Genomic DNA, 23458 nt, shown 5'->3' on the forward strand with positions numbered 1-23458 from the left:
TAAGTTTGAAGAGTAATAAATAATCAAGCCAATAATCCCAAGCCTCAATTACTTGAGGCTTTTTTAAGAATTTTAAATTTTCATTCACCTTAATAACCCGCTCCGGCGGGTTTCTTTTTTTCTAAGGAACCGAAATGACCCAATTCTCCCTAATCCCAAACCCAACCTTCTCCGCAACTGCCAGCATCCCGCGCGCCGGTACCGAAGACGGCAAGCTGACCTTCACCTTCCGCCATAAGACGCTGGAAGAACTGCGCGCGATGGACGAGAAACTGCAAAAGGATGCAGCAAGCAAGAAAGCTGCTATTGAGCCGCAGGCCGATTATCTGATGGAAATCGTTGATAGCTGGGCGCTGCCGGATGAGTTCACCCGCGACAACGTGCTCGTCCTGCTTAAGAACTACCCGCGCGCGTTCGACAGTATTGGCCTGGCTTACACCAAAGAGCTGATGGGTATCCGCGAAAAAAACTGAGGCAGGTCGCCGCAGCGATGTATACGCCCGGGCCGACTCTTGCGGAGTTGAGCGCTTTTGGTTTAACGCCTGAGGACGTAGAGGAAAAGGTGGGGATCCTGCCGTCGGTTTGGAAAACCTTCACCATCTTCTCCACGCTGGCGACCCAGTGGCGAGTTGGCGCGAGCGGGGCGACCGGCCTTGATTACAACGTACTCCCCTGGATGTTTGAGTTACACGGGGTTGAGGATGCGGCGGCCTGTATGACTGACCTTCAAATCATGGAAAGCGAGGCGCTTAAGGTAATGCATAAGGAGACGAAATAATGTCAGACCAAATCGCCTCGATTACTTTGAGGGCTGATGTTGCCGACCTGAAAACAGCCAGCAATGAACTGGATAAACTCGGAGAGGCAGCGGCTGGTGCCGTCGGCAAAGCTGATGACCTGAATAGTGTTTTCCGTGCCGGTGCTGAGTCTACCAAACAAGGCACGGCAGGGATTAAGGAGCAACAGACCGCGCTGAAGGGGCTGCTGGAGAACATCGACCCAGTAAACAAGGCGCTGAACCGGCTTGACGAGCAGCAGGCAGCGCTGCGTAACTTCCAGGCGAAGGGATTTCTTGATACCGATTCGTTCCAGACGTATAGCAAAATCCTGGACGATACCCGCCTAAAGCTGACTGACACTGGCGAAGCAGCGGCGAAAGCTCAGGCTGAACTGGCAGCCACCCAGGCCGCCGAGAAGCAATCTGCCGCGCTGAAAAATCTGCTGGGTTCCATCGATCCAACCATCCGGGCGTTCAACTCGCTGGATGAGCAGCATGCGCAGTTGGTGGCGCACTTCGAGTCTGGGCGCATCAATAGCGCTCAGTTCGAGCACTTCAACACCATCCTGAACCAGACACGTGAGCGACTCACTGGCGTGGCTGACGTTCTGCCAGAGGCGCTATCCCGCCAGGAAGCAGCGGCTCGCCGTGCCGGTATCTCCGTGGGCCAGTACAGTGCCGCCATGCGCACGTTACCAGCGCAGCTCACCGATATCGCCACACAGTTGGCTGGTGGGCAGTCTCCGTTCCTTATCCTGCTCCAGCAGGGTGGGCAGATTAAAGACTCATTCGGTGGAGTTGGAAACACCCTAAAAATTTTACTGACCTATCTCAACCCGACAACTGCCACGCTCGGATTAGCGGCACTGGCATTTAGCGGATTAGCCGTTGCTGTGTACAAGGCCCGACAGGAGATAGATGAGGCTAACCTCGCGGTCAAAGACACACTGGGGATGAGCGGGGAGTATGCGAGTAAACTGGCGTTAAATATCAGGGCGATCGCCGATGCATCCGGGGATTCAATCAAGAATGTTACGTCGCTGTTCATCTCAACAAAGGATGGCGCAGATGAAGCCGTACAGAAGATGCTTTCTGTGGGGATCAGCTACCAGGATGCGAAAACAAAGATAGCTGAGTACAAAGGTTCTTCTGATTTCACCAGCATTAACGAGTCCATAGAGGCGCATCGTCGGCAGGTTCTCGGGATCCCAGATGCATGGAGTTCCGCGGCTGAGGCAGTCAAAAATTATTACACCGGTGCAGATCAAGGAAAGCAAAGCGTCGCCCTCGGCGGGGCGATTGACCCTATTACCGCCACCATTGAGCGAGCTAAAGCGCTCAGAGAAGGTCTAAACAAGGCAACGATAGAGGGAAACCTTGCGGTAAAAGATTCGGTTGACTGGATTAACAAAGAGTACCTTGCCGCAGACAGCGTGGCCAATGCAGAAGAACGCCTCAGGAAGGCGAGGGAGCAGTCCCGGAAAATTGCATTCTCAGGCGATAAGGAAGCTATTGCGAATGCTCAGCAGCTTATTGCCTTGCGTCAGAGGGAGGTCGTGGATGCAATAAAGCAGAGGGATAAAAAGGATAATCCCAAATCACCCGCCGTTAAGGTTGATGCTGGTGATCGCACCATCGAAAACTATCAGGCGCAGTTGAGGACATTGACTCAAACCCTTGAGACGTTACGACAGACCGGTGATACGCAGGTTAAAAACACTGAGCTCAGCAAGCAGCAATCTCGCTTCGCCGAACTGGATGAGGCGGCAAGGGCCAGGGCGTTAACCACCCAGGAGCAGTCTCTGCTTGCCAGTCGAGAGACAATTTTGAATGCCGCCAAGTTGGTGGATCAGAAGAACAAAGAGATTGAGGCTCAGCAGAAGGTTAATGGCCTGGCGCAGCAGGCGAATAAGTATGTGACACAGATGTCCGAAAAGACCGCTGCATTGCAGGATGGTGCTGGTTTGAGCAACCGTCAGGCGCAACGGTTACGTGAGGAGGCACAACTCCGCCAAGGCTGGTTGAACAGTGGCGGCAAGCTTGAAGATGCTGGCTATGAAAAGGAACTGTCAGCCCTCAGGAATTATTACGCTGAAGAGGATAAGCTGCGAGGCGACTGGAAATCAGGGGCGGTTAGTGGCTGGAATGAATATCTGGACTCTGCTACCGACACATACGGAGCGGTTAAGAACGTGGCAGGCTCCGCGCTCACCGGAATATCCGATATGCTGACCGACCTTGTGATGACCGGCAATGCGTCAATTAAGTCGTTCGGGATGTCGATGCTGAAAATGATCGCGCAGGTCGTGAATCAGCTGATGGTCGCCTATGCAGTGCAAGCAGCTATGGGCTGGATTGGTAGTAGCTCAGCACCCTCGACAGGGGGAGGGCAGTCATTTGCTGTTCCTTCTCCACACCTTAACGCCAAAGGCGGTGTATATGAGTCACAGGGGCTGCACAGCTATGTGAATGGAGTCTACGATTCACCTCAATATTTTGCATTCCAGGGCGCTGCCAGGTTTGCCAAAGGGGGTGTGTTTGGTGAGGCGGGGCCTGAGGCCATCATGCCGCTGACGAGAGATTCTGCTGGGCGGCTTGGTGTCAGGGCGCAGGGCGGCGGTGGATCCCAACCTCAGGTCAACATTGATATTTACGTCGACAATAAGGGCAACACATCATCAACCACTTCTGGTAATGGAAGTGATGCTGCAAGGGCGCTAGGGAAGGAAATCGAAGCCAAGGTGACTGAGATCTTAGTGAGGGCATCAAGGAGCGATGGCCTACTCGGACGACGGTTCCAGACGAAGTAATTTTCATTGAAGTGATTTTGAGAAAGCAATATCGCACGTACCTGGTTACACCAAAACATCCCCTGGTTATTATGCACAAAGCCATACTAATCAGGGGATGATAATGCGCTTTTCAAGAACTGTGGTTTTGCTATTAGTTATTGGGGTAAGTGGATGCAAAAATTTAACTGATTTAAGGAGTAAGGATCCTGACCTTACGCTTACTTCAAGTAAGTCGACGCAAGAAGTGGCAGAATGTTTGCTATTTGGATGGCAGTCTCAAAAGCTTCTGGATGGCAGCACAATAAATACGTTTATACAGCCATATCCTGGGGGCAAGACGGTTTATACCGAGAACTACACCGCGGCAGCAGATATTGTTAAATATGATGCTGGTTCACAGGTAAGGCTATACCTACGGAGTTGGTATATTAGAGATACTTTCGAAAAGATAGCAAAAACATGCATTTGACCAAAAGCCTCGCCACGCGGGGCTTTTTTACACCTATAGCCGAGAGGCAGGGGAGCATTATGACTTTAGAAGAACGCATTGAAGCGCTGGAAGCGGCGATTGCAAATCAGCGGAACGACATGAAAGAAGCCGTTAGTTCAGCCATCCAGAACGCGATGCGTCCAGGTGGTTGCCTGTACACTGCGTTAAAATCAGATACGCCATTCAATGTTGCTTGCGGTCAGGTGTTCATTGAGATGCCAAAATTAATGCGGGAGCGGTAAAAGCGGCCAAGATTTTGGCCGCCATACGTTATAAAGAAATATTAGATTAGAGCAGAAGCTCGATTTGATTATTTCTATTATATACAACCTCTATATTTTGGCAAAGCACCTAGCCGCATCGCCTAAATGGCATCAGCAAATTGAGAATGCCTTGCATTCTGATATGGGGTTGAAGCGATATCCGCTTTCTGCTTACGGATTGCCATGGTTTCATAGTAATGCTGAGCAGTAGCCGTCTCGATGAAGTCAACATCATTCCCAGCGATTTCAAAAACAGCCTCTTTAATTTCGCTTAATTTTATATTGAAAAATTCTTTACGTTTATTAACTAGGTTAGTACGTTGTTCATTGAAGCGCTGGTGGAGCATGTTTTCCATCGCAGGGGCATCTTCACTGAAGATCATTGCATGTACATCGAAAAGGAATGGGACAGATGCACTACCCAGTTCATCCACTCTATCTTGAGGATCAAGACGCCGCGTCATACCAATTTTAAATACATCATCACCAAACGAGCCAACATTAGAGATAACGTACACGTGGCCGCGTTTAGTTTGCTGGGCCATAGAAAGGGCTTTTTGACCTTTCAACAATGCATCTTCTAAGGCATGTTCTAATTCGGATACCTTCGCTTGGTGCTTCGCCACTTGTTCAGCTGTCATTTGGGCTAACTTCGATTCCATTTCTTTACGGGCTTTATCCAACGCTTTTTGGGCGCGACGTTCTTCATCTTCAGCCTCTCGAAGTGCACGATCGATTTCGGCTTGGGCTCGCTTCTCTTCAGCCATCTGGGCGCGGATTTCACGTTGTTCCTCTCGCTCTTCTTGCTTTTTCAAGCGATATTCATGTGTAAGTCGAAGTTCATCTAGCTTCAAATCTAAAAAAGCACGATTGATGTAAATCTGATTAACTTCATTCATCTTATTCAAGGCATCAAAGGCTTTATAAATTCTTTGCTCCATTTGATGGACGTTTTTGAATGTGCAGTTTGCAATAGCTGCATCACATTCGCCATTGAATGCACGCGCTGTCATCTGAATACCGCGAGTGGTCATTTTACGGCCTTCACTTTTGGAGCCACCAACCGTCCATTCTGCAGGGCAGTGAATTGCGCCAAATTCAGTTTTGTCACGTAGCAGGTTTTTTTGTCGTTCACGACATGCCTTGATCGCATCCTGAAAACTAGACGAGGTATCAAAATCGAAGTGTGGTGCATAGAACCCCATGTCGGCAAATTCCATATCATCTTTATAAATTGACAGGGCTTCTTCCAACTCATCGTAAGTGATTTTTTTCTCACGATAGGATTTACGCAGTTCATCAATCTGTTTTTCAATTTCTGTACGCTTGACTCTCTGTGTTTCTAAAGCAGCCAGTGCCTCTGCGTTCATCCGTTTCGCAGCTAAACGGGCATCGGATAGAATATCTTCTGCACGCTGAGTTATAGATTTTGCATCGCGTTCACCGGCTGCAATCGTCTTGACAGCCTCAGCTTTTGCCTCGTTAAGGCTGTGTTGTGAATCATTGATTAACTCTTCAGCGCTTTGCTTGGCGGCATTCACGATTCGTTCAGCTTCTGCCTCAGCATTGGTGATTGTTGCATAGCGCTCAAGTCGTGCTGCTTTTTCTGCTGCATCGGCTTTGGCTGACTTTAATTTAATGATATTAATCACGAAAAGGGTTAAAACCACTACTAAAGCTACAGCCCCAATGGCTGCATAATGCACAATATTCATTAAACTATCCCTGTGAATTGGTTAGCTATGATGGATAAAAATATCGACGGAGTGTCATATATTTCATCATGTTATAAATGCGAAGTAACTAATTCTTTTCTCTAGGATATTGTTTCAAATCAATTTTTTCATTGGCCTAATTAACAGCCTGATTTTCAACCCAGCTCCGGCTGGGTTTTTTTATGGAGCAAATATGGCAGTTGAAACTTACAACTGGCACTCGCAGCTCGGTGCGGGTGCGGTCGAATACAGCCAAACAATACGGTCTGCGCAATTCGGTGATGGTTACGAGCAGGTGGCTGAGAACGGCATTAACTCCACCGCTATTCAGATCCCAATGAAGCACGCAGGAACGGAGGCGGAAGTAAACGCAGTCCGCGACTTCCTGTTGGCGCATACCGTTAAAGCATTCGTCATCACGCCGCCTGGCGAGGAGATGGGGCTGTATCGGGTAGTACCAGACTCTGTGCGCAAAAACCAAGTCAGCAGCAAATTCGCTGAACTGACATTCACGATTAAGCGCGCCTATGGCGTCTATGCCTGAGGTGGAGCATGACAGCACTGATTGATACAGCTGCATTGCTGGCGCCGGGTGGCAGAGTCCGTCTGGTAGAGGTTGATGCGTCTGAGTTTAGCGGCGGGATCCACCGCTTTCACTACAGTCCTTTCCCTCATACTCCAGCGGAGATTGATGCGGCCGCCGGCGATGAGGACAAGCTGGGGCCAAAACCCATTATCTGGGACGGAAAGACTTTCGATTTCTGGCCATTCCAGATTTCTGATCTTGCAATCTCAACCGATCAGGCCGCCGAGCCGAAACTTAGTGTCTCGAACCTTGACGGGCATATCACGGCACTCTGCCTGCAATTCAAGGATATGGTTAACGCGAAGGTAAGTATCATCGACACCTACGCTGTTTATTTGGATGCGGTGAACTTCCCGGGCGGTGCGAACCCGACAGCAGATTCGACGATGTTCACCCTCCAGACCTTCTGGCTGGACACTAAAACCTCAGAGGATGATGAGGTGGTTACGTGGTCACTCAGTAGCCCGGCGGATTTGCAGAACCTGGTTATTCCTACCCGGCAGATCACATCACTCTGCGAGTGGGCGTTGCGCGGCCAATACCGTACTGGAGACGGCTGCACCTACAACGGCACGGCCTACTTTGATGCCAAGGGCAACCCGGTTGCCGATCCGGCACTGGATGTATGCGGTGGCTGCCTCAGTGATTGCCGGAAGCGCTTTGGTGCTGGCCTGGCAGAGCCCAATACCGCAACTCTCGACTTTGGCGGATTTCCAGCAACGGTGCTTTTTTCCCGATAACCGGACATCAAAATGAACAAAACGATTATTAATGCCATCCGGGCGCAAGCGCTGGAGGAATCGCCGCGCGAGTGCTGCGGCCTCGTCATCCAGTCAGGGCGACGTCAGCGTTATGTGCCCGTACCGAACAGCCATGAAAACCCATCTGAGCATTTCCGTATCGATGGTGAGCACTGGGCAAATGCCGAGGACTCCGGGACCATTATTCGAGTCATCCACTCTCATCCTGGCGACGGCGCCAGGGCTATACCATCAGACCTCGATCGTCAGCAATGCAACCAGTCCGGTGTGGTATGGGGCATCTACGCGCCTGATTGCGATGAATATGCCGAAATCACGCCGGATGCCATCCCACTTATCGGGCGCCCGTTCATTCTGGGCTCTCACGACTGCTGGGGGCTGGTCATGGACTGGCATACCACCCAGGGTGTAACGCTGACTGATTTCCGGGTCGATTACCCGTGGTGGGAAAGCCAGTACCCGGACAACCTCTATTTCGATAACTGGGAGCGGGAAGGGTTCAGTGAATGTGACCCGGCGCCAGGCTGCATGGTCATCATGCAGGTCGAATCAGGTAAGTGGAATCACGCAGGGATCATTACTGAAGAGGGTGAACTGCTTCACCACCTGTACGGCCAGCCATCCTGCGTCACGCCATATGTGCGCGGCTACTTCAAAGACCGGACGATGATCTGCGTTCGCCATAAAAATTTGCCAAAGGAGATTCAGTCATGGCGCGGTTAACCACGATTCGCCTGTACGGCGTACTGGGCGCCCGATTTGGGCGCGTACATAAACTGGCGGTGCAGACCTCAGCGGAGGCTGTGAAGGCACTTTGCATCAATTTGGATGGGCTTGAAAGCTATCTCATGAATGCTAAAAAAAAAGGCATGACGTTTGCGGTGTTCCGTGGCAAACGCAACGTAGGCGTTGAGGACTTCAAAGACCTGGCCGGTGACAGCGATATCCGCATTGCTCCCGTAATGGAAGGGGCGAAGAAGGCGGGCATGTTCCAGACCATTCTTGGGGCTGTGATGATTGTTGCGGGATTGGCTTTGGGGCCTGTTGGTTGGGGCATTGTTGGTGCAGGTTTTGCTAACGGCCTAATTATTGCCGGGATCTCATCGATGGCTGGTGGTATCTATCAGATGCTTTCGCCACAGCCCGGTGGTTTACAGATGCGCCAGGACGCTGACAATAAACCATCCTACGCATTTGGCGGAGCGGTCAACACCACTGCAATGGGCAACCCGGTCGCCATCCTTTACGGAGAAAGAGAAATCGGCGGCGCCATCATAAGTGCAGGGATAGTCGCCGAAGATATCTGACGACTCCTTACCTTTCAATAAGCACCCAATTGGGTGCTTTTTTTATGGATGCAATATGGCAACGATTACTGGTGCGAAGGGCGGCAGCCAGAAGCAGCACACGCCTGTAGAACAGCCTGATTCAGCTCAATCTATGGCGCGCTGCCGTATGCTGCTGGCGCTGGGCGAGGGTGAATTTGCTGGTGGACTGGATGCCACGCGCATCTTCCTGGATGGTACGCCTTTGGGCAATGCCGACGGCTCAATGAATTTTGAGAATGTCTCCTGGGACTTTCGCCCAGGCACTCAGGTTCAGACTCCGATCCCCGGCTTCCCTGCAGTGGAAAACGAGACCAGCATTGGCGTGTCACTGACCAAAGCGACGCCGTGGACGCGCGCAATTAGCAACACGCAGATTGATGCGGTGCTTGTGCGTGTCGGTATTACCGGACTGCAGCAGCAAAAGAATGACGGCGATATTGTCGGGACCACAGTCAGGTACCACATTGACATTGCCGTTGATGGTGGGGCGTATAGCACCGTGATGACCAAAACGGTCACGGAGAAGCTGAGTTCACTCTATGAACTGACGCACCGCATCAACTTGCCAAAAGCTACAACCGGTTGGCAGATACGCGTAGTTCGCGATACCGCTGACAGCACCAGCCAGATGCTACAGAACAAAACCCAAGTACAGGCTATCACCGAGGTCATCGATGCCCGTCTGCGTTATCCGCACACCGCGCTGCTGTACGTGTCGTTTAACGCTAAATCGTTCAGCAATATCCCGAAGATATCCTGCAAGCCGAAAGGCCGCGTAATCCGCATCCCGCAAAACTACGATCCCGTTGCGCGTACGTACAGTGGCACCTGGGACGGTACATTCAAATGGTCCTGGAGTAACAACCCGGCGTGGATTTGGTTCGATGTACTGACTGAACCGCGTTTTAGCCTCGGGCGCCGGGTAACAGTGGATATGCTGGATAAGTGGGAACTTTACCGCATTGCCCAGCGCTGCGACCAGTTGGTACCAGACGGGAAAGGCGGTACCGGCACAGAGCCCCGCTTCATATTCGACGTGTACATTCAGGCGCAGGCCGATGCATGGCAGGTGATCAAGGATATTGCCGCTGGCTTCAACGGCATGACGTTCTGGGGCAACAACATGTTCAATGTTGTCTCCGATATGCCGGCCGACACGGCGAAGTTGCAGATCATGACTCGCGCATCCGTCGTGGGCAAACCGAGCTATTCCAGCGGCAGCGAGAAGAACCGCTATTCCAGCGCGCTGGTCAACTTCAGTGACCCAGACAACCACTACCAGGACCGCACGACGGCGGTCATGTTTCCGGAACTGGTGAAGCAGTTCAAGTTCAAGCAGACGCAACTGACGGCCATCGGCTGCTCGCGAGAGAGCGAGGCTCAGCGCCGCGGTGGCTGGGCGGTCTATTCGAACTCTCTCGATCGCATCATTACGCTGCAAACTGGGCTGGATGGCTACATCTATGTGCCGGGTACTGTGTTCGCCTTTGCTGATGAACGCATGTCTGGCAGGGTGTACGGTGGCCGTGTTGTTGCCTACGATGCTTCGCTGAGGGCGGTAACGACTGACCGCGGAACCAGTGCGGTAGCTGGTGATACGCTAATGATCCGCACGTTGGGTGGCATTGTTGAGAGCCGAATTATTCAGGCGGTCAACGGAGCGCAGCTGATTGTGGACATGCCTTTCACCGCACAACCGCAGCCTAACGCTGTATTTGTTATCGATGCAGGGCAGTTACGCCTGCAGTATTTCCGCGTGACCAATCTGGCGTTCAATGATGAGGAAAACACCTTCAGCATTACCGGCGCAGAGTACAACGCGTCGAAATATGATGCCGTTGATAACAATGCGCGCCTGGACACGCCGCCGATCAGCCTGATACCGACCGGCCTGGTTAGCCAGCCCACGAATATCGCGATTAGCAGTTACGACTCGGTTAGACAAGGCCAGCGTATTGCCACAATGGTGGCGGCCTGGGATGCACCGCTGGACAAGAACGGGAAGCTGCAGGCCGATATCGTTGCATATCAGGTGCAGTGGAAGCGAGACGATAATGAATGGATCAACGTCCCAGAAACCGGGCTGCGCAATATTGAGGTAGCAGGAATTTTTTCAGGTGACTACCTGGTGCGTGTACGAGCAATCAACTCCGGCGGGGCGTCCAGCCTGTGGGCTACGTCCTCCCTGACGAACCTTACCGGTCGCACCGGGGATGTGCCGAAGCCAGTAGGGCTGCGCACCACTGCTATCAACTGGGGTATTCAGATTGACTGGTCTTTCCCTGCGGATAGTGGAGATACACTTCAAACAGAGTTGCAGTATTCAGTTAATAGCAATGGAGACAACCCACTGCTGCTCGCCGGTGTTCCATACCCTCAGCACACATACACCCAGCTGGGACTGAAAGCGGGGCAGGGATTCTGGTACAGGGCCCGCCTGGTTGACCGTATTGGTAACCAGGGTGACTGGACTGGCTGGATCCGGGGCATGGCTAACGATAACCCCTCCGACTATCTGGGGGACATAACCGACGGTCTGTTAACTTCCGAGGATGGGCAGCGCCTTACAGAAAGTGTTGAGGGTAGCCTGGAAGCAAGCTGGCAGAACGCGCTGGCAGGCGGGAGCATTTTGCATAGCCAGTTTGCGCAGCTTGGCCCGGTACGCGCTGAGATTTTGCAGGTGGCGACAACAGTGGCGAAAGTCGACGAAGCCATGGCTGAGCTAGGCACCGACCTGAAGGCGCAGGTAGCAGCCAACACGGCGGCAATTTCTGACAAATTGACCGCTATGGTTGACTCGGACGGAGCCAGCGCTATCCACACGCTTCGTGTCGGTGTGAAATTCAACGGGCAGGAGATAATGGCGGGGATGTCGATTGCGGCAATCGCTCAGCCAGGCAAGCCACCAATTGCCCGTGTTGCGTTTAACGCAGAAGAGTTCGTGCTGCTCTCCGGCAGTGGTAATACTTTGTTCTCCCCATTTGCGGTTAAGGGTGGGCAGACGTTTATCAATGATGCGTTCATCCAGGATGCGTCGATCGCGTTCGGTAAGATCACGGACTCATTGCAATCTGACGGCTTTGTAAGCGGTACTGATGGCACGGGCTGGAACCTTCCTAAATCCGGCGATGCAGAGCTAAATAATGTCACTATTCGCGGCAAAGTGTATGCCTCGGACGGTGAGTTTACCGGGAAAATCAACGCCACCGATGGCACATTTAAGGGGACTGTGCAGGCTGAAAAGTTCATCGGTGATATTGCCAACATGAACGTATGGCCGGATTTACTGGGGTCTGGGAATAGGGTTATCACTAGGTATATGAATTATACCGATAGCACTCAGGAGGTCGTTACTCGTAATGTTTGTGTGATGTTCACGGGTAGATGTGTCGGTGGTGTGACAATTACAATAAATGGCAACTCAAAGAATTACACTAGCAACGGAACATTTGCGGCGTACATTCACTCTATATCCACAACATCCGCAACAGTAAACGCGTCCATCTCAGTAGCTACAACTGACGCCGCTCAGGGGCTTATATATTCCCCAACAATGATCGTAGCTCGAGGCAGTGGTTCGTTCTCATGAAAAAGGGGCGATTGGTCCCTTTATACCTGGTATTTCCTCGCTTCATATCATTAATTTTTGCGCGTTCCGCGCAGGATTCTGCATATCTAAAAATTGACAAGAGGCTTTTATGTCAGCAGGCACTTTAAAGCTCACTAATGGCAGCACCGCCGTAACCGGCACTGGCACAACATTTACAGCTGATATGACCGCTGCTGATGTTGTGGTGGTTACCGTGGGCGGAACCGTCTATTCACTGGCGGTTGATTCTGTAACGAGCGATACAGCGTTGGTGTTAACCTTGCCATTCACCGGCCCTACGGCGTCCGGCGTGGCATGGCAGGCCGTTCCGCGTAAAACAATGCTACGCGTAACTGCAGAGCTTAATAAGCAAGTTACGGAAGCGCTACGCTTTGCCAATGAGAACGCGATCAACTGGCAAGCTGTGCTCTCCTCTCCTGATACCGTTAATGTCCTCCTGCCTGACGGCACGACGCTTACCGGTTTCTCGTGGCGTAAGATTAACGATTTGCTTAACGCACTGGACGTTGACCACCTTGACGCCACGGCAGCGCAGATCCACACCGACGCGCAGCAGGTGGCGACGGACAAGGCCGCAGCGGTGCAGGCTAAAACCGACGCAGAAACGGCGAAGACCGCCGCAGTCGCAGCTCAGGGTAAAGCGGAGACGGCGCAAGCGGCCTCCGAAACGGCACAAACGGCAGCAGTAGCTGCACAAGGTAAAGCCGAGACCGCACAGACTAAAGCGGAGACGGCGCAGGCCGCCGCGGAATCGGCAGCGGCATCTATTGATGCCACTAAGCTGTTACAGAAAGACCAAAATCTTGCTGATCTGGATGACCCGGCAGAAGGGCGCAGTAATTTAAGCGTTTACTCTAAAGCTGAGATTGACGCGAAGCCGAGTGGCGGCGGCTATATCGGCCAGTCCTGGTGGCACGACATGCGGTCAAAAATACCGGATGGTTGCGTGGCTGCCGATGGTCAGCAAGTTGACCAGTCTGGGCCGTTTGCAGACCTGTACGCTGACGTTGCTGCAGGTAATCGTCCGACTACTGATGAAGCAACATGGCAGGCAGACCCTACAAAGCGCGGCTGCTATGTCCTGAATTCCTCGGCTGGGAAGATGCGTCTTCCTGATCGAAATGGTGTGCAGAGTGGGAGCATTAAAGCGCCAGTGCTGCGCGGTGATGGCGGTACTCTAACTGCCGGTTCTGTGCAAAAATCTGGCGTGCCTAACTTGACCGGTGATTTTACAAGAATTACCCCTAGCGCTGGCCCTATGAACGTTGATGGTGTTGCATCTGGCATATTCCGTCGTGGTGCTAGGGAAGCTACATCTCCCCCTACATTCTTCCCTGCGGGGTCTTCAGGTGCTGGATATCCGCTAGAGATAGACCTGAGTCTGGGGAGCGATGTATATCAGAACGGTTTAACGGAAGCCCGCATGAACTCCCTTGCCGGTTGCTTCGTTATCCGCTACGCCGGGCGAGCACAGAATGCTGGTTCACTCGATGCTATGACGCTTTCCGCGCGAATGGAGTCAATAAATACCGACCTGCTGGCGAAGAGTGTCGCGACGAATGCGCGGATTGGCTACACTCTGCTCAGTGTGACTAACCCGGCGCTAGGCAGTCGCACGGTACTCGCTAACCCGTTTGGTAACGGTACGCCCGTATGGTGTATGGCCGAGATATTCCATGCAACGTTGCAGAAATGGGTGACTACTCCATTGACTTATGCGTCAGGAACGCTTGGTACGAGTGCATGGTATGCTGAGGGTGAAGGTATAGTCCTTAAGTGTGGATACGTGGCCTACGTTCAGGGTGGCACAACTGCTACAGCATCAAGTCAAGATATTTCAGCAGATTATAAAACTCCATCTCCGGTGCGTATTCATGTATTTAAGGTGACAGCATGATTATTTATGTATGGAAAGGTGACTGTCGCTCCTATGGTTTCTCCCAAGACGTATGGGCCGGAAATGTACTACCGGTAGAAGTGCCGGACGGCTTCAGCGGCGGCAATAAAACCTACAACCCTGAATCAGGGGAGTGGATTACAGACCCGCCATACGCTCGAACTCATGAAGATGACGTTCGTGATGCAGAGACATACCGGCACAATCTGATAGCAGAAGCTGAGAAGACGATGGCGGGTTGGATTCTGGATCTGAATCTCGGTCTGATTAGTGAAGAGGACAAACAAAAGCTGATTGCATGGCGTCTGTATGTGAAGGAGTTGGATGCTCTCGAACTGGACGCGGCACCTGAGATTGAGTGGCCGATTCCACCCGCAGTTTAATACGAATGCGGATAACCTAATGCTGAGGCTCGAACTTTACTCGTCGCGATCCCGAACTTAACGGTAACAGTCTGATATTGAATGGGTAGAACGAGCTGAAATGGTAAGTGTTTTATAGGTGGTTTTGGCTGGTAATTTATTGTTTTTAATGGGTTTTATTGCTTTGGTGGGTAAACAGGAATCGTTTTCGGTCTCTTTTTATCTGCAGTTTCCCTTCCACAGGATAAACACACTTTGCTGCTTGCGTGCTTGTTAACCCAATGTAAACAGATTCTCGACGGCATCCAAGCATTTTTGTGCCATTTAGCGAAAAAAAATTTCCGTGAAAATGTGAAGCCGCTAATAGAACATCGGAAAATCGCTGGATAATCATTTCGTTTGTCATAATAACTATCCCGCTAATTATATTTTCACTCATTATTCGAATATTTATTTCAACTCGTGAATAAAAATCGCTATTTTTTTATGAAGAAAAAGCGCATGCTTGCGGCGAGTTAAGCCACAGCCTGCCACGCCGCATCACACCTCTGTTTTCTGCCGTTTTGTAAATAAACGTCCGGGCAGTGAATTTGTCGAATGCAGTACTGTCAAACACTCATACGTACCGCTTAAAGACAGATGAACGGACTCGTTTTTTCCTTATGCGTTACCTTGTGCTGTGCTCCACGTTATCCGGAAGAAATGATGTTCCAGAATTTTGATGTTCGTTTACTTCATCCCCGCAATGGGCTGAAGTGGTTTGCGCTTGCTCTGTTATGGCTGGTGGTCCAACTCCCTTATCCGCTTCTCCATCTGCTCGGCACCTCCGTTGGTAAAGCGTCGCGTCGTTTTTTAAAACGCCGTGAACAAATTGCTACGCGCAATATTGAGCTTTGCTTTCCACATATGGATGCCGCCGAGCGCGAAAAGCTGATTGAACAAAACTTTATGTCTCTGGGTATGGGGCTTATCGAAACCGGTATGGCCTGGTTCTGGAGCGATGCGCGCGTGCGCAAATGGTTTGATGTTGAAGGCTATGCCAACCTGATGCACGCGCTGAAAGAGCAGCGCGGGGTGATGGTGGTTGGTGTGCACTTTATGTCGCTGGAATTAGGCGGCCGTGCGATGGGTCTGTGCCGTCCAATGATGGCAACCTATCGTCCGCACAACGACCCGCTGATGGAGTGGGTACAAACCACCGGCCGTCTGCGCTCGAACAAAGCGATGATCGATCGTCGTAACCTGCGTGGCCTGGTTCAGGCGCTGAAAGCGGGTGAAGCGGTATGGTTTGCGCCGGACCAGGATTATGGCCCGAAAGGGAGCGTATTTGCTCCGTTCTTCTCGGTAAGCGAAGCGGCCACCACCAACGGTACCAACGTGCTGTCGCGACTCTCTGGGGCCGCGATGCTGACCGTGACCATGGTGCGTAAACCGAATATGAAGGGCTACACGCTGCACATTAGTGAAGCGATGACCGATTATCCTTGTGGGGATGAAGTGTCGGCGGCGAGCTATATGAACAAAATTATCGAACGCGAGATTTTACGTGCGCCGGAGCAGTATCTGTGGGTGCATCGCCGGTTCAAAACCCGACCGCGGGGAGAGGCGTCGCTCTACAAAGCGGTGCCACACACCAAATAAAATAAATAACCCGCCTGATGGCGGGTTCTTTTTGGGTTAGACAAGCCGCATAACCCAGGCATCGGACGGTTGATCGTAATGTTTGCGATAGAGAACCGAATGTTCGCCATCAAGAAGGGCTGGGATGCTGATATCGGCATCCCAGGCATCTAACTGCATGCACAAATCGGGATCGGACTTACAAGGGATGCTTAACGTTCGCTCGCCGTGTTGTTCGGCGTGCAGCACGGCATCATCAATCTCGAATGCGCCGATGCGTACGCTGGTTTTGCTCATAATGCTCTCCGTTAATCTGCTGACCGGTGTGGTACGACCAGTGGCCGTACCTTTTCATCCTAGCCAACGTCGAGCATTTCGCCAATTAAAAAATGCGCTTTTTTTGTGCGCTACTCCGACCTGTTGATAAAAAGTTTCCCATCGCGCACCAGTTCTCGTGGATAGCTGTTTTTCAGACGAGAGCCAATACGCTTTGCCAGCCCGAGTGGAAAGCCCTGGAACGTGACAATCACGTCATCCTGCGCTGGGGCATTTTCCGGGTAGACGTCGCGCCCGCGATACCACTCCTGCGCTTCCTCTGCCGTTAATTCATGTCCCAGTTTCTCCGTGTTTGCCAGGGCGATAACCGCTTCATGCTGCCAACGGAAGCCTTTATTGTGGGTTTCAGCAAGCTTAATACCGATGCGGGAGAAGCGAACTTTACCCAGCAACGGTTCGATTTCCGCCGGGAACAGCCAGATCTCTTTGTCGCGCTGCCAAAGCGTTAGCGACGCATCCCACTCGATTCCTACGCGCTTAGCCGCCTCGGCTACCGCCGCTGATTCGCGGTTTTTCATAGGTGCAAACGGGAATTTGCCGACCTTGTAGCCCGGCGCGGGTAGCGGGTCGATCGCTGCCGTTTTATGCAGTCGAGCGACGAAGAAACCTTCGCAGTCGTAAATTTGTGGGAAGACGTGCAGATAGCCTTCCGGGGTCAGCGCCTGCTCGGCGGTTGGGAAAAGGTCGCCCAGCGGCAGCACTTCCACCGCCTCCGGATAGCGCTCGAGCAGCCAGTTGACTACCAACTCATTTTCGTCGCGGTTAAGCGTGCAGGTGGAGTAGACCAGCGTACCGCCAGGGCGCAGGGCATGAAACGCGCTGTCGATAAGCTCGCGCTGGGTGCTGGCGATCTCCTGGTTGCTGGCAAGCGACCAATTTTTTAGCGCGTCTGGGTCCTTACGCACCACGCCTTCGCCGGAGCACGGGGCATCGAGCAGGATGGCGTCGAAGCATTCCGGCAGCGCCGCGCCAAATACGCGGCCATCAAAGTGGGTCAGGGCGGTATTCGCGATTCCGCAGCGGCTGATGTTAGCGTGCAGCACCTTCACGCGGCTGGCGGAAAATTCGTTCGCCAGCAACATGCCATGGTTTTCCATTCGGGCGGCGATCTGCGTGGTTTTCGAGCCAGGCGCGGCGGCAACATCCATTACGCGCGTGGGTACTGCGCCATCGGCAAACAGCGCGGCGACGGGCAGCATGGAGCTGGCTTCCTGAATATAAAACAGGCCGCTTAAATGCTCGGCGGCGCTGCCCAGTGGGATCTCGTCGGCATTTTCGCGTTCAATCCAGAAACCTTCGGCGCACCAGGGAACCGGGGTTAGCTGCCAGCCGTACGGCGCAACTAGCGCCAGAAAATCATCCACGGAAATTTTGAGCGTGTTGACGCGAATGCTGCGACGCAGCGGGCGCTGGCAGGCATCAATAAATGCATCAAAAGAGAGATTTTTCGGCATGGCCTCACGCATCTGCGCAAGGAATTCATCGGGGAAATAGACTGAGTTTTGAGCCACTGGCGAATACCACAAGGAGATAAAGAGCGCGCAGTTTATCATAAAAATGCGCCGGTGACGGGCACCGGCGCAGAGGGTTTTAACGCGGCAGGGCGGTGCCCCATTCGCGCCACTCTTTCGGTTCAGACTCCAGCAGCAGGAAGTGTTTCCCTTCCTGCGCTTTCGGCGCCAGCGGGATGCCCGGCGGGGTCGCAAAGGCGATACCGCCACGAATGAACTGGTTGAAGGTGCCGGTTTTCACCACGCCGCCCACCAGGCCAAAATCGAGGCTATAGCCGGAGGCCAGCCAGAACACCGAGTTGTTACGCACCAGGTGCTGGTAGCGCTGGCCGATACGCATCTCAATCATCACGCGGTCGGAAAGGCTGCCCAGACGTAGGCCGGTGACGGTGCCCACCTCAAGCCCACGGAACAATATTGGCGTCCCGATGCTTAGCGAACCGGCTTCCGGTGCTTCCACCACGATGTTCAGGCCGTTGAGGTAGCGGGAATCGGAAATCGTCGCTTCCTGTAGCTCAAAATCACGGCGCATTTCGCCGTGGCCCGGTTCGACGTTAACGTACGGCTGCAGCAGGGTATCCAGATGCTCCACGCCCGCCGCCGAGATTTGCGGGGTGATCACCGAGAAACGGGTGCCGCGTCGCGCAAAGGTTGAAACATATTCAGGGTAAAGCACGGCGCTGGCCTGGACTTCGTTACGTGAAGCGTTCAGCTCAAGGTTCTGCACCTGACCGATATCAATGCCGAGGTAGCGAATTGGCATACCGGTCGAGAGCTTGTCGGCATCAAAGGCGTGCAGCGTGATTTGCCCGCCAATGGCGCGTGCGGCGGTCTCCGACGCGTAAAGCAGGCGTTTATCGCCTTTACGGCTGCCCGCTCCGGCGGCATCGAGATTGTCAAAGCTAATCGCCCCTTTTAACGCACGGGAGAGCGGGGATGCCTGCACCGTCAAGCCGCTGCCGTTGAGCTGCACCTTCGCGCCGCCTTCAGCCCAGAAGACACTGTTTGGGGTCAGCAGCGAACGGTATTCCGGTTTAATGTGGACCGCAATATCGAACGCGTTGGCGCGGGGCTGCACCGAGGTGACCTCACCGACTTCAAATTTACGATACAGTACGATAGAGCCGGTCTGAATATCCGGCAGCGTCTCCGCTGTCAGCATCAGGGTGGTGGTTGGGTAGTCGCTGAGGTTGTTCTCCTGCGCTTTCTCGAGGTTAGAGAACAGCGGATAGCTCGACTTCATCGGCCCTTTTTCACCCGGCAGGATACGAATCCCGCCGCTGAGCCATTCGTTGGCGCTAGCGCCTAAGAACTCAACGCCATCGATGCCCACCTTGACATCCATTTTGCTGTTGACCACAAACTTGCTGTCGCCGTGGATCAGGTCGCGATACTGCGGGTCAATGGCGATAGCAAAGCTAATGCCTTTTGCCGTCAACGCGCGTTCCATGACCTGGCCAATTTTCACCCCATGCAGCATGATGGGCTGCCCGGCATCAATGCCGTAGCTTTCCGGTGCGGTCAACGTTAGCGTCATCACGCCCGGCTGTTGCAGCAGCGTTTTGTCTGCTGCCAGCACGGTAAAGCGATCTTTCGGCTCGCCGTCGCCCGGTACCAGCTCAAAGGTGCTGCCGGTGAGCAGCGAGCTCAGGTTGGTGTTATCCAGCGACAGCTTCGGCTGATGCAGTTCAATGCGCGTTTTTTCCCGCAGCAGTGAGACCACGCTTGGGTCAACGGTCATTTCACCGGTAACGGAGTTGTCCGGGTTGAGCGTCAGTTTGGTCAACTGGCCCACTTCCAGTCCCTGATAAAGCATCGGCGTCGAACCGGCCTTCAGACCATCGCCGCTTGGCAGTTGAAGCTGCACCAACACGCCACGCTGGCTGTGAGCAAGATCCTCATAGAGGCCATATTCATCGTTCTGCGCAGCGGCCTGCGAATCGGGCGGGGAGTCAAAGGCGATCGCGCCGTTGACCAGCGCAGCGAGGCTCTCGAGTTGTACCTTCGCGCCGCTGAGTCCTACATCCGCCTTAATGCCCGAGACGTTCCAGAACCGGCTGCCTTTTTTCACCAGATTGGTAAATCGACGCTCGATCAACACATCAATGGTGACGCCCTGATTGTTTGGGTTAATGGCGTAGTCATAGACGCGGCCGACCGGAATTTTGCGAAAGTAGACCAGCGAACCGCTGTTGAGCGAGCCTAAATCCGGGGCGTGCAGATGGATCATCAGCTCACCGTTGTTCAGCCGATATTTGGGCTGCGTATCCAGCGCGGTGAAGTGATCGCGCGCTTCGCCTTTACCCGGCATCATGCCGATATAGTTACCGCCAACCAGCGCATCAAGACCGGAGACCCCGGCAAGGGACGCCTTCGGGGTCACCAGCCAGAACTGGGTTTCGTCGCGCAGCGCATCTTCCATATCGGCTTTAATGCTGGCGCGTACTTCGATCTTACTGCGGTCCTGGGCAAGGCGGATATCCTGAACCGTGCCGACCTCGACGCCCTGGAAGCGCACTGGGGTTCGGCCCGGCACAATACCGTCCGCCGACATGAAGTCGATGGTGATGGTGGTACCGCGATCCTCATAGCTGTTCCAGATAAGCCAGCCGGCAATCATCAGCGCGATGACCGGCAGCAGCCAGAACGGGGAGATACGGCGTTTGGTTTTAATTCGCGCCTCAGTCTGTGAAGCGGGCGTTTCCTGACTCATGTGCGTCCCAAAGTATGCGGCTGTCCAGCCATTCAACAGCAAGAATAGTTAATATTACCGCAGCGCCGAAATAAAACGCAGCGGGGCCCATCGTGAAGGCGAGAAGCTGATCACGATTGATGAGCGACATGGTTAACGAAATCACAAACAGATCGAGCATTGACCAGCGGCCAATCCAGGTGACAAAGCGCAGCAGCAGTATGCGCGTACGCAGCCCCTGTTCGCATTTAAAGTGAATGCTGGTCAGTAGCGTCAGCATCACGATAATTTTGGTAAACGGCACCAGAATACTGGCGATAAACACCACCGCCGCCACCGCCACGTTGCTGTTGGCAAGCGAGATGATCCCAGAAAGAATGGTGTCCGTCTGCCGCCCGCCGTTAACATAGATAACGGAGATTGGCAGCAGGTTAGCGGGAATGAGAAAGACGATCGAACTGACCAGCGCCGCCCAGCTTTTTTGCAGGCTCTGCCGCCGACGGTAGCGCAGCGGCGTATGGCAGCGGCGGCAGCGCCCGCGCGTATCGGCAAAACCGGTGTAGTGGCACTCAAGGCAGACGCGCAGGCTGCCGTCCGGACGCGTAGCGGGGCGTTGAGGATAAAAGCGTTCCCACAGCTGTTCAACGTTCAGATGAATCAGGGTCAGGATGCTGAGTACCACCAGAGAGATAAATGCCAGCAGGCCGATTCCCGGCTGCAGGAAGGCGTAGTCCTGCACCTTGATCGAGGCAACGGCGATCCCAACCAGGTAGATATCCAGCATCACCCACTCTTTAAGCTTATCGAGCATCAGCAGGACAGGGCGCAGATTCATACCCAGAATATTACCGAGCCACAGATAGGCAATGGAGACGACCAGCACCGAAGGCGCGCCGACGGTGCAGAAAAAGACCATCGCCGCCGTGATGGGGTGGCCCTGATCGGTCATCTGCCAGATCCCGGACAGCAGGTTGGCATCGATACGGACACCCAACAGATGCAGGCGTAGCAGCGGTTCGCTCCATGCGAAGGGCATGAGTAGCAGCATGGTGATGGCCATCGCGCCGAGGCGAGTCAACGACCAGTCGCGCCCGTCGCGCACCTTGGCGTTACAGCGTGGACAGTAGGCACTTTGTGATGATTTTACGACCGGTAACCGAAAAAGCATATCGCACTGGGGGCAACGTTGGTAATGTGCCCACGGCAACGATGCATTAATCTTGTGAATATGTATTTTTTTCGACGGCGTTATACGTGATGTTGTCAGTGCCATTTATTACATTGAGAAATGAATGTATAACTCTATCTTAACCTAAGTATCGATTCATCTTGAGCCCGAACGCACTTAATGCGTATTTTATAAGGCTGTAAGCTGGATAACGCATCAGTAACACCGTAAACAATAGTGATTAGATAATGAGCAAAACAGAATTTTACGCGGATCTTAACCGCGATTTTCAGGCATTGATGGCAGGTGAAACGAGTTTTTTAGCCGTAATCTCCAATACCAGCGCGCTGCTGTACGAGCGTCTTTCTGATGTGAACTGGGCAGGATTTTATCTGCTGGAAGGCAATACGCTGGTTCTCGGGCCGTTCCAGGGCAAAATTGCCTGCGTACGTATTCCGGTAGGTCGCGGTGTTTGCGGTACTGCCGTGGCGGAAAATCGCGTTCAGCGCATTGAAGATGTCCATGCCTTTGATGGTCATATCGCCTGTGATGCTGCCAGCAACGCCGAAATCGTACTGCCTCTTGAGGTGAACGGTCAGGTTATTGGCGTGCTGGATATCGATAGCACCGTCTTCTCTCGTTTTAGCGAAGAAGATGAGGCGGGCTTACGTGAACTGGTCGTCCACCTGCAAAAAGTGCTCGAAGCGACCGATTATCAAAAATTCTTTGCCCCCGTCGAAGGATAATCAACGGATAACGTAGCATTTACGAAATGCGTCATTATAATGTCGCCTGTTCATGCCTGCGGCTTGTTGGCTACGTCCGTTGTAATCAGGAAATTTCATGGAAAATCAACCTAAGTTGAACAGCAGTAAAGAAGTTATCGCATTTTTGGCCGAACGTTTCCCGCAGTGCTTTAGCGCGGAAGGCGAGGCCCGCCCCCTGAAAGTCGGTATTTTTCAGGATCTCGTAGCGCGCGTTGAAGGGGAAATGAACCTCAGCAAAACGCAACTGCGCTCCGCATTACGTCTTTATACTTCCAGCTGGCGCTACCTCTACGGTATCAAAGCGGGTGCAGTGCGCGTCGATCTCGACGGCAATCCTTGCGGCGAACTGGATGAGCAGCACGTGGCGCATGCGCGTCAGCAGCTTGAAGAAGCGAAAGCTCGCGTTCAGGCTCAGCGCGCTGAACAGCAGGCGAAGAAACGCGAAGCGGCTGCTGCTGCGGGCGAACAAGGTGATGCGCCACGTCGTGAGCGTAAACCGCGTCCTCCAGTACGTCGTAAAGAAGGCGCAGAGCGTAAACCGCGTCCTGCGGCAGCAAAACCGGCGGCTAAACCTGTTCGCGAAGTGCGAGAAGAGAAGTTTACCCCCGTATCCGATCTGTCGGCGCTGACGGTCGGTCAATCCCTGAAAGTTAAAGCGGGCAATAACGCCATGGATGCCACAATCCTGGAAATCACCAAAGATGGCGTTCGTGTGCAGCTTACTTCTGGTATGTCAATGATTGTACGCGCAGAACACCTGGTGTTCTGAAACGGAGGCCTGG

General features: G+C 53.1%; 19 protein-coding genes. 14 read left to right on the forward strand and 5 right to left on the reverse strand.

Annotated elements, in window-relative coordinates:
- Positions 1-134: 134 nt before the first annotated feature.
- The 4 genes from HII27_RS09300 (at position 135) to HII27_RS09315 (ending at position 4302) form a co-directional block, all read left to right on the forward strand.
- Positions 135-473 carry a phage tail assembly chaperone gene (locus HII27_RS09300; protein WP_185667630.1) on the forward strand — a complete coding sequence of 113 codons (339 nt, stop codon included), beginning with the start codon at positions 135-137 and terminating at the stop codon, positions 471-473.
- Positions 474-490: 17 nt separating this feature from the next.
- Entirely contained in the window at positions 491-778 is a 288-nt protein-coding gene (locus tag HII27_RS09305; protein WP_185667631.1) for a DUF1799 domain-containing protein, read from the forward strand.
- On the forward strand, positions 778-3588 hold the full coding sequence (locus HII27_RS09310) for a phage tail tape measure protein (RefSeq protein WP_185667632.1): 2811 nt from the start codon (positions 778-780) through the stop codon (positions 3586-3588). Before HII27_RS09305 ends, HII27_RS09310 begins: the two co-directional genes overlap by 1 nt.
- Positions 3589-4098: 510 nt before the next feature.
- On the forward strand, positions 4099-4302 hold the full coding sequence (locus HII27_RS09315; protein WP_185667633.1) for a hypothetical protein: 204 nt from the start codon (positions 4099-4101) through the stop codon (positions 4300-4302).
- Positions 4303-4424: 122 nt separating this feature from the next.
- Here HII27_RS09315 and HII27_RS09320 read toward each other — a convergent pair whose 3' ends face one another.
- Entirely contained in the window at positions 4425-6038 is a 1614-nt protein-coding gene (locus HII27_RS09320) for a DUF4041 domain-containing protein (RefSeq protein WP_185667634.1), read from the reverse strand.
- Between the two features lie 193 nt (positions 6039-6231).
- On the opposite strand from HII27_RS09320, the gene HII27_RS09325 reads away from it, so the two are divergent.
- The 8 genes from HII27_RS09325 (at position 6232) to lpxP (ending at position 16223) form a co-directional block, all read left to right on the forward strand.
- Positions 6232-6582, forward strand: a complete 351-nt coding sequence (locus tag HII27_RS09325; protein WP_185667635.1) for a phage tail protein — start codon at positions 6232-6234, stop codon at positions 6580-6582.
- Between the two features lie 8 nt (positions 6583-6590).
- Positions 6591-7364 carry a phage minor tail protein L gene (locus HII27_RS09330; protein WP_185667636.1) on the forward strand — a complete coding sequence of 258 codons (774 nt, stop codon included), beginning with the start codon at positions 6591-6593 and terminating at the stop codon, positions 7362-7364.
- A 12-nt stretch (positions 7365-7376) separates the two neighbouring features.
- A complete protein-coding gene (locus tag HII27_RS09335; protein WP_185667637.1) occupies positions 7377-8108 on the forward strand; it encodes a C40 family peptidase in 732 nt (243 codons plus the stop codon).
- A complete protein-coding gene (locus tag HII27_RS09340; RefSeq protein WP_185667638.1) occupies positions 8096-8692 on the forward strand; it encodes a tail assembly protein in 597 nt (198 codons plus the stop codon). Before HII27_RS09335 ends, HII27_RS09340 begins: the two co-directional genes overlap by 13 nt.
- Positions 8693-8747: 55 nt before the next feature.
- Positions 8748-12302 (forward strand): TipJ family phage tail tip protein, encoded by a 3555-nt coding sequence (gene gpJ / locus HII27_RS09345; RefSeq protein ID WP_185667639.1) that lies wholly within the window; start codon positions 8748-8750, stop codon positions 12300-12302.
- 109 nt (positions 12303-12411) lie between these two features.
- Complete coding sequence (locus HII27_RS09350; protein ID WP_185667640.1) at positions 12412-14220, forward strand: hypothetical protein; 1809 nt, start codon at positions 12412-12414, stop codon at positions 14218-14220.
- Positions 14217-14603, forward strand: coding sequence for a tail fiber assembly protein (locus HII27_RS09355; protein WP_185667641.1), 387 nt, complete (start codon positions 14217-14219; stop codon positions 14601-14603). The genes HII27_RS09350 and HII27_RS09355 overlap by 4 nt, the downstream gene beginning before the upstream one ends.
- A gap of 684 nt (positions 14604-15287) precedes the next feature.
- The gene (gene lpxP / locus HII27_RS09360) at positions 15288-16223 is read left to right on the forward strand and encodes a kdo(2)-lipid IV(A) palmitoleoyltransferase (protein ID WP_185667771.1); all 936 of its coding nucleotides are present in this window, start codon (positions 15288-15290) and stop codon (positions 16221-16223) included.
- Positions 16224-16259: 36 nt separating this feature from the next.
- Here lpxP and HII27_RS09365 read toward each other — a convergent pair whose 3' ends face one another.
- The 4 genes from HII27_RS09365 to yebS all read right to left on the reverse strand — a co-directional run bounded on the left by HII27_RS09365 (position 16260) and on the right by yebS (position 22014).
- Entirely contained in the window at positions 16260-16499 is a 240-nt protein-coding gene (locus tag HII27_RS09365; protein WP_035891671.1) for a YebV family protein, read from the reverse strand.
- A gap of 110 nt (positions 16500-16609) precedes the next feature.
- Positions 16610-18049, reverse strand: coding sequence for a 16S rRNA (cytosine(1407)-C(5))-methyltransferase RsmF (rsmF, locus tag HII27_RS09370; RefSeq protein WP_185667642.1), 1440 nt, complete (start codon positions 18047-18049; stop codon positions 16610-16612).
- Between the two features lie 79 nt (positions 18050-18128).
- Positions 18129-20762, reverse strand: a complete 2634-nt coding sequence (locus tag HII27_RS09375) for a PqiB family protein (RefSeq protein WP_185667643.1) — start codon at positions 20760-20762, stop codon at positions 18129-18131.
- Positions 20731-22014 carry a membrane integrity lipid transport subunit YebS gene (gene yebS, locus HII27_RS09380; RefSeq protein ID WP_185667644.1) on the reverse strand — a complete coding sequence of 428 codons (1284 nt, stop codon included), beginning with the start codon at positions 22012-22014 and terminating at the stop codon, positions 20731-20733. The genes HII27_RS09375 and yebS overlap by 32 nt, the downstream gene beginning before the upstream one ends.
- A 143-nt stretch (positions 22015-22157) precedes the next feature.
- On the opposite strand from yebS, the gene HII27_RS09385 reads away from it, so the two are divergent.
- Together HII27_RS09385 and proQ are read left to right on the forward strand one after the other, a co-directional pair.
- Positions 22158-22655 carry a GAF domain-containing protein gene (locus HII27_RS09385; RefSeq protein ID WP_185667645.1) on the forward strand — a complete coding sequence of 166 codons (498 nt, stop codon included), beginning with the start codon at positions 22158-22160 and terminating at the stop codon, positions 22653-22655.
- A gap of 97 nt (positions 22656-22752) precedes the next feature.
- The gene (proQ, locus tag HII27_RS09390) at positions 22753-23445 is read left to right on the forward strand and encodes an RNA chaperone ProQ (protein ID WP_185667646.1); all 693 of its coding nucleotides are present in this window, start codon (positions 22753-22755) and stop codon (positions 23443-23445) included.
- Positions 23446-23458 lie beyond the last annotated feature (13 nt).

It is taken from the genome of Kluyvera sichuanensis (assembly GCF_014218705.1).
Taxonomy (GTDB): Bacteria; Pseudomonadota; Gammaproteobacteria; order Enterobacterales; family Enterobacteriaceae; genus Kluyvera; species Kluyvera sichuanensis.

What these genes read in the sequence shown, in the direction of transcription:
- HII27_RS09335 (WP_185667637.1), top strand. Translation starts at nt 7,377, where the DNA reads ATGAACAAAACGATTATTAATGCCATCCGGGCGCAAGCGCTGGAGGAA.
- HII27_RS09365 (WP_035891671.1), bottom strand. Translation starts at nt 16,499, where the DNA reads ATGAGCAAAACCAGCGTACGCATCGGCGCATTCGAGATTGATGATGCC.
- HII27_RS09320 (WP_185667634.1), bottom strand. Translation starts at nt 6,038, where the DNA reads ATGAATATTGTGCATTATGCAGCCATTGGGGCTGTAGCTTTAGTAGTG.
- HII27_RS09305 (WP_185667631.1), top strand. Translation starts at nt 491, where the DNA reads ATGTATACGCCCGGGCCGACTCTTGCGGAGTTGAGCGCTTTTGGTTTA.
- gpJ (WP_185667639.1), top strand. Translation starts at nt 8,748, where the DNA reads ATGGCAACGATTACTGGTGCGAAGGGCGGCAGCCAGAAGCAGCACACG.
- HII27_RS09300 (WP_185667630.1), top strand. Translation starts at nt 135, where the DNA reads ATGACCCAATTCTCCCTAATCCCAAACCCAACCTTCTCCGCAACTGCC.
- HII27_RS09355 (WP_185667641.1), top strand. Translation starts at nt 14,217, where the DNA reads ATGATTATTTATGTATGGAAAGGTGACTGTCGCTCCTATGGTTTCTCC.
- HII27_RS09350 (WP_185667640.1), top strand. Translation starts at nt 12,412, where the DNA reads ATGTCAGCAGGCACTTTAAAGCTCACTAATGGCAGCACCGCCGTAACC.
- HII27_RS09315 (WP_185667633.1), top strand. Translation starts at nt 4,099, where the DNA reads ATGACTTTAGAAGAACGCATTGAAGCGCTGGAAGCGGCGATTGCAAAT.
- lpxP (WP_185667771.1), top strand. Translation starts at nt 15,288, where the DNA reads ATGTTCCAGAATTTTGATGTTCGTTTACTTCATCCCCGCAATGGGCTG.
- proQ (WP_185667646.1), top strand. Translation starts at nt 22,753, where the DNA reads ATGGAAAATCAACCTAAGTTGAACAGCAGTAAAGAAGTTATCGCATTT.
- yebS (WP_185667644.1), bottom strand. Translation starts at nt 22,014, where the DNA reads ATGGCACTGACAACATCACGTATAACGCCGTCGAAAAAAATACATATT.
- HII27_RS09325 (WP_185667635.1), top strand. Translation starts at nt 6,232, where the DNA reads ATGGCAGTTGAAACTTACAACTGGCACTCGCAGCTCGGTGCGGGTGCG.
- HII27_RS09330 (WP_185667636.1), top strand. Translation starts at nt 6,591, where the DNA reads ATGACAGCACTGATTGATACAGCTGCATTGCTGGCGCCGGGTGGCAGA.
- HII27_RS09310 (WP_185667632.1), top strand. Translation starts at nt 778, where the DNA reads ATGTCAGACCAAATCGCCTCGATTACTTTGAGGGCTGATGTTGCCGAC.
- HII27_RS09340 (WP_185667638.1), top strand. Translation starts at nt 8,096, where the DNA reads ATGGCGCGGTTAACCACGATTCGCCTGTACGGCGTACTGGGCGCCCGA.
- HII27_RS09375 (WP_185667643.1), bottom strand. Translation starts at nt 20,762, where the DNA reads ATGAGTCAGGAAACGCCCGCTTCACAGACTGAGGCGCGAATTAAAACC.
- HII27_RS09385 (WP_185667645.1), top strand. Translation starts at nt 22,158, where the DNA reads ATGAGCAAAACAGAATTTTACGCGGATCTTAACCGCGATTTTCAGGCA.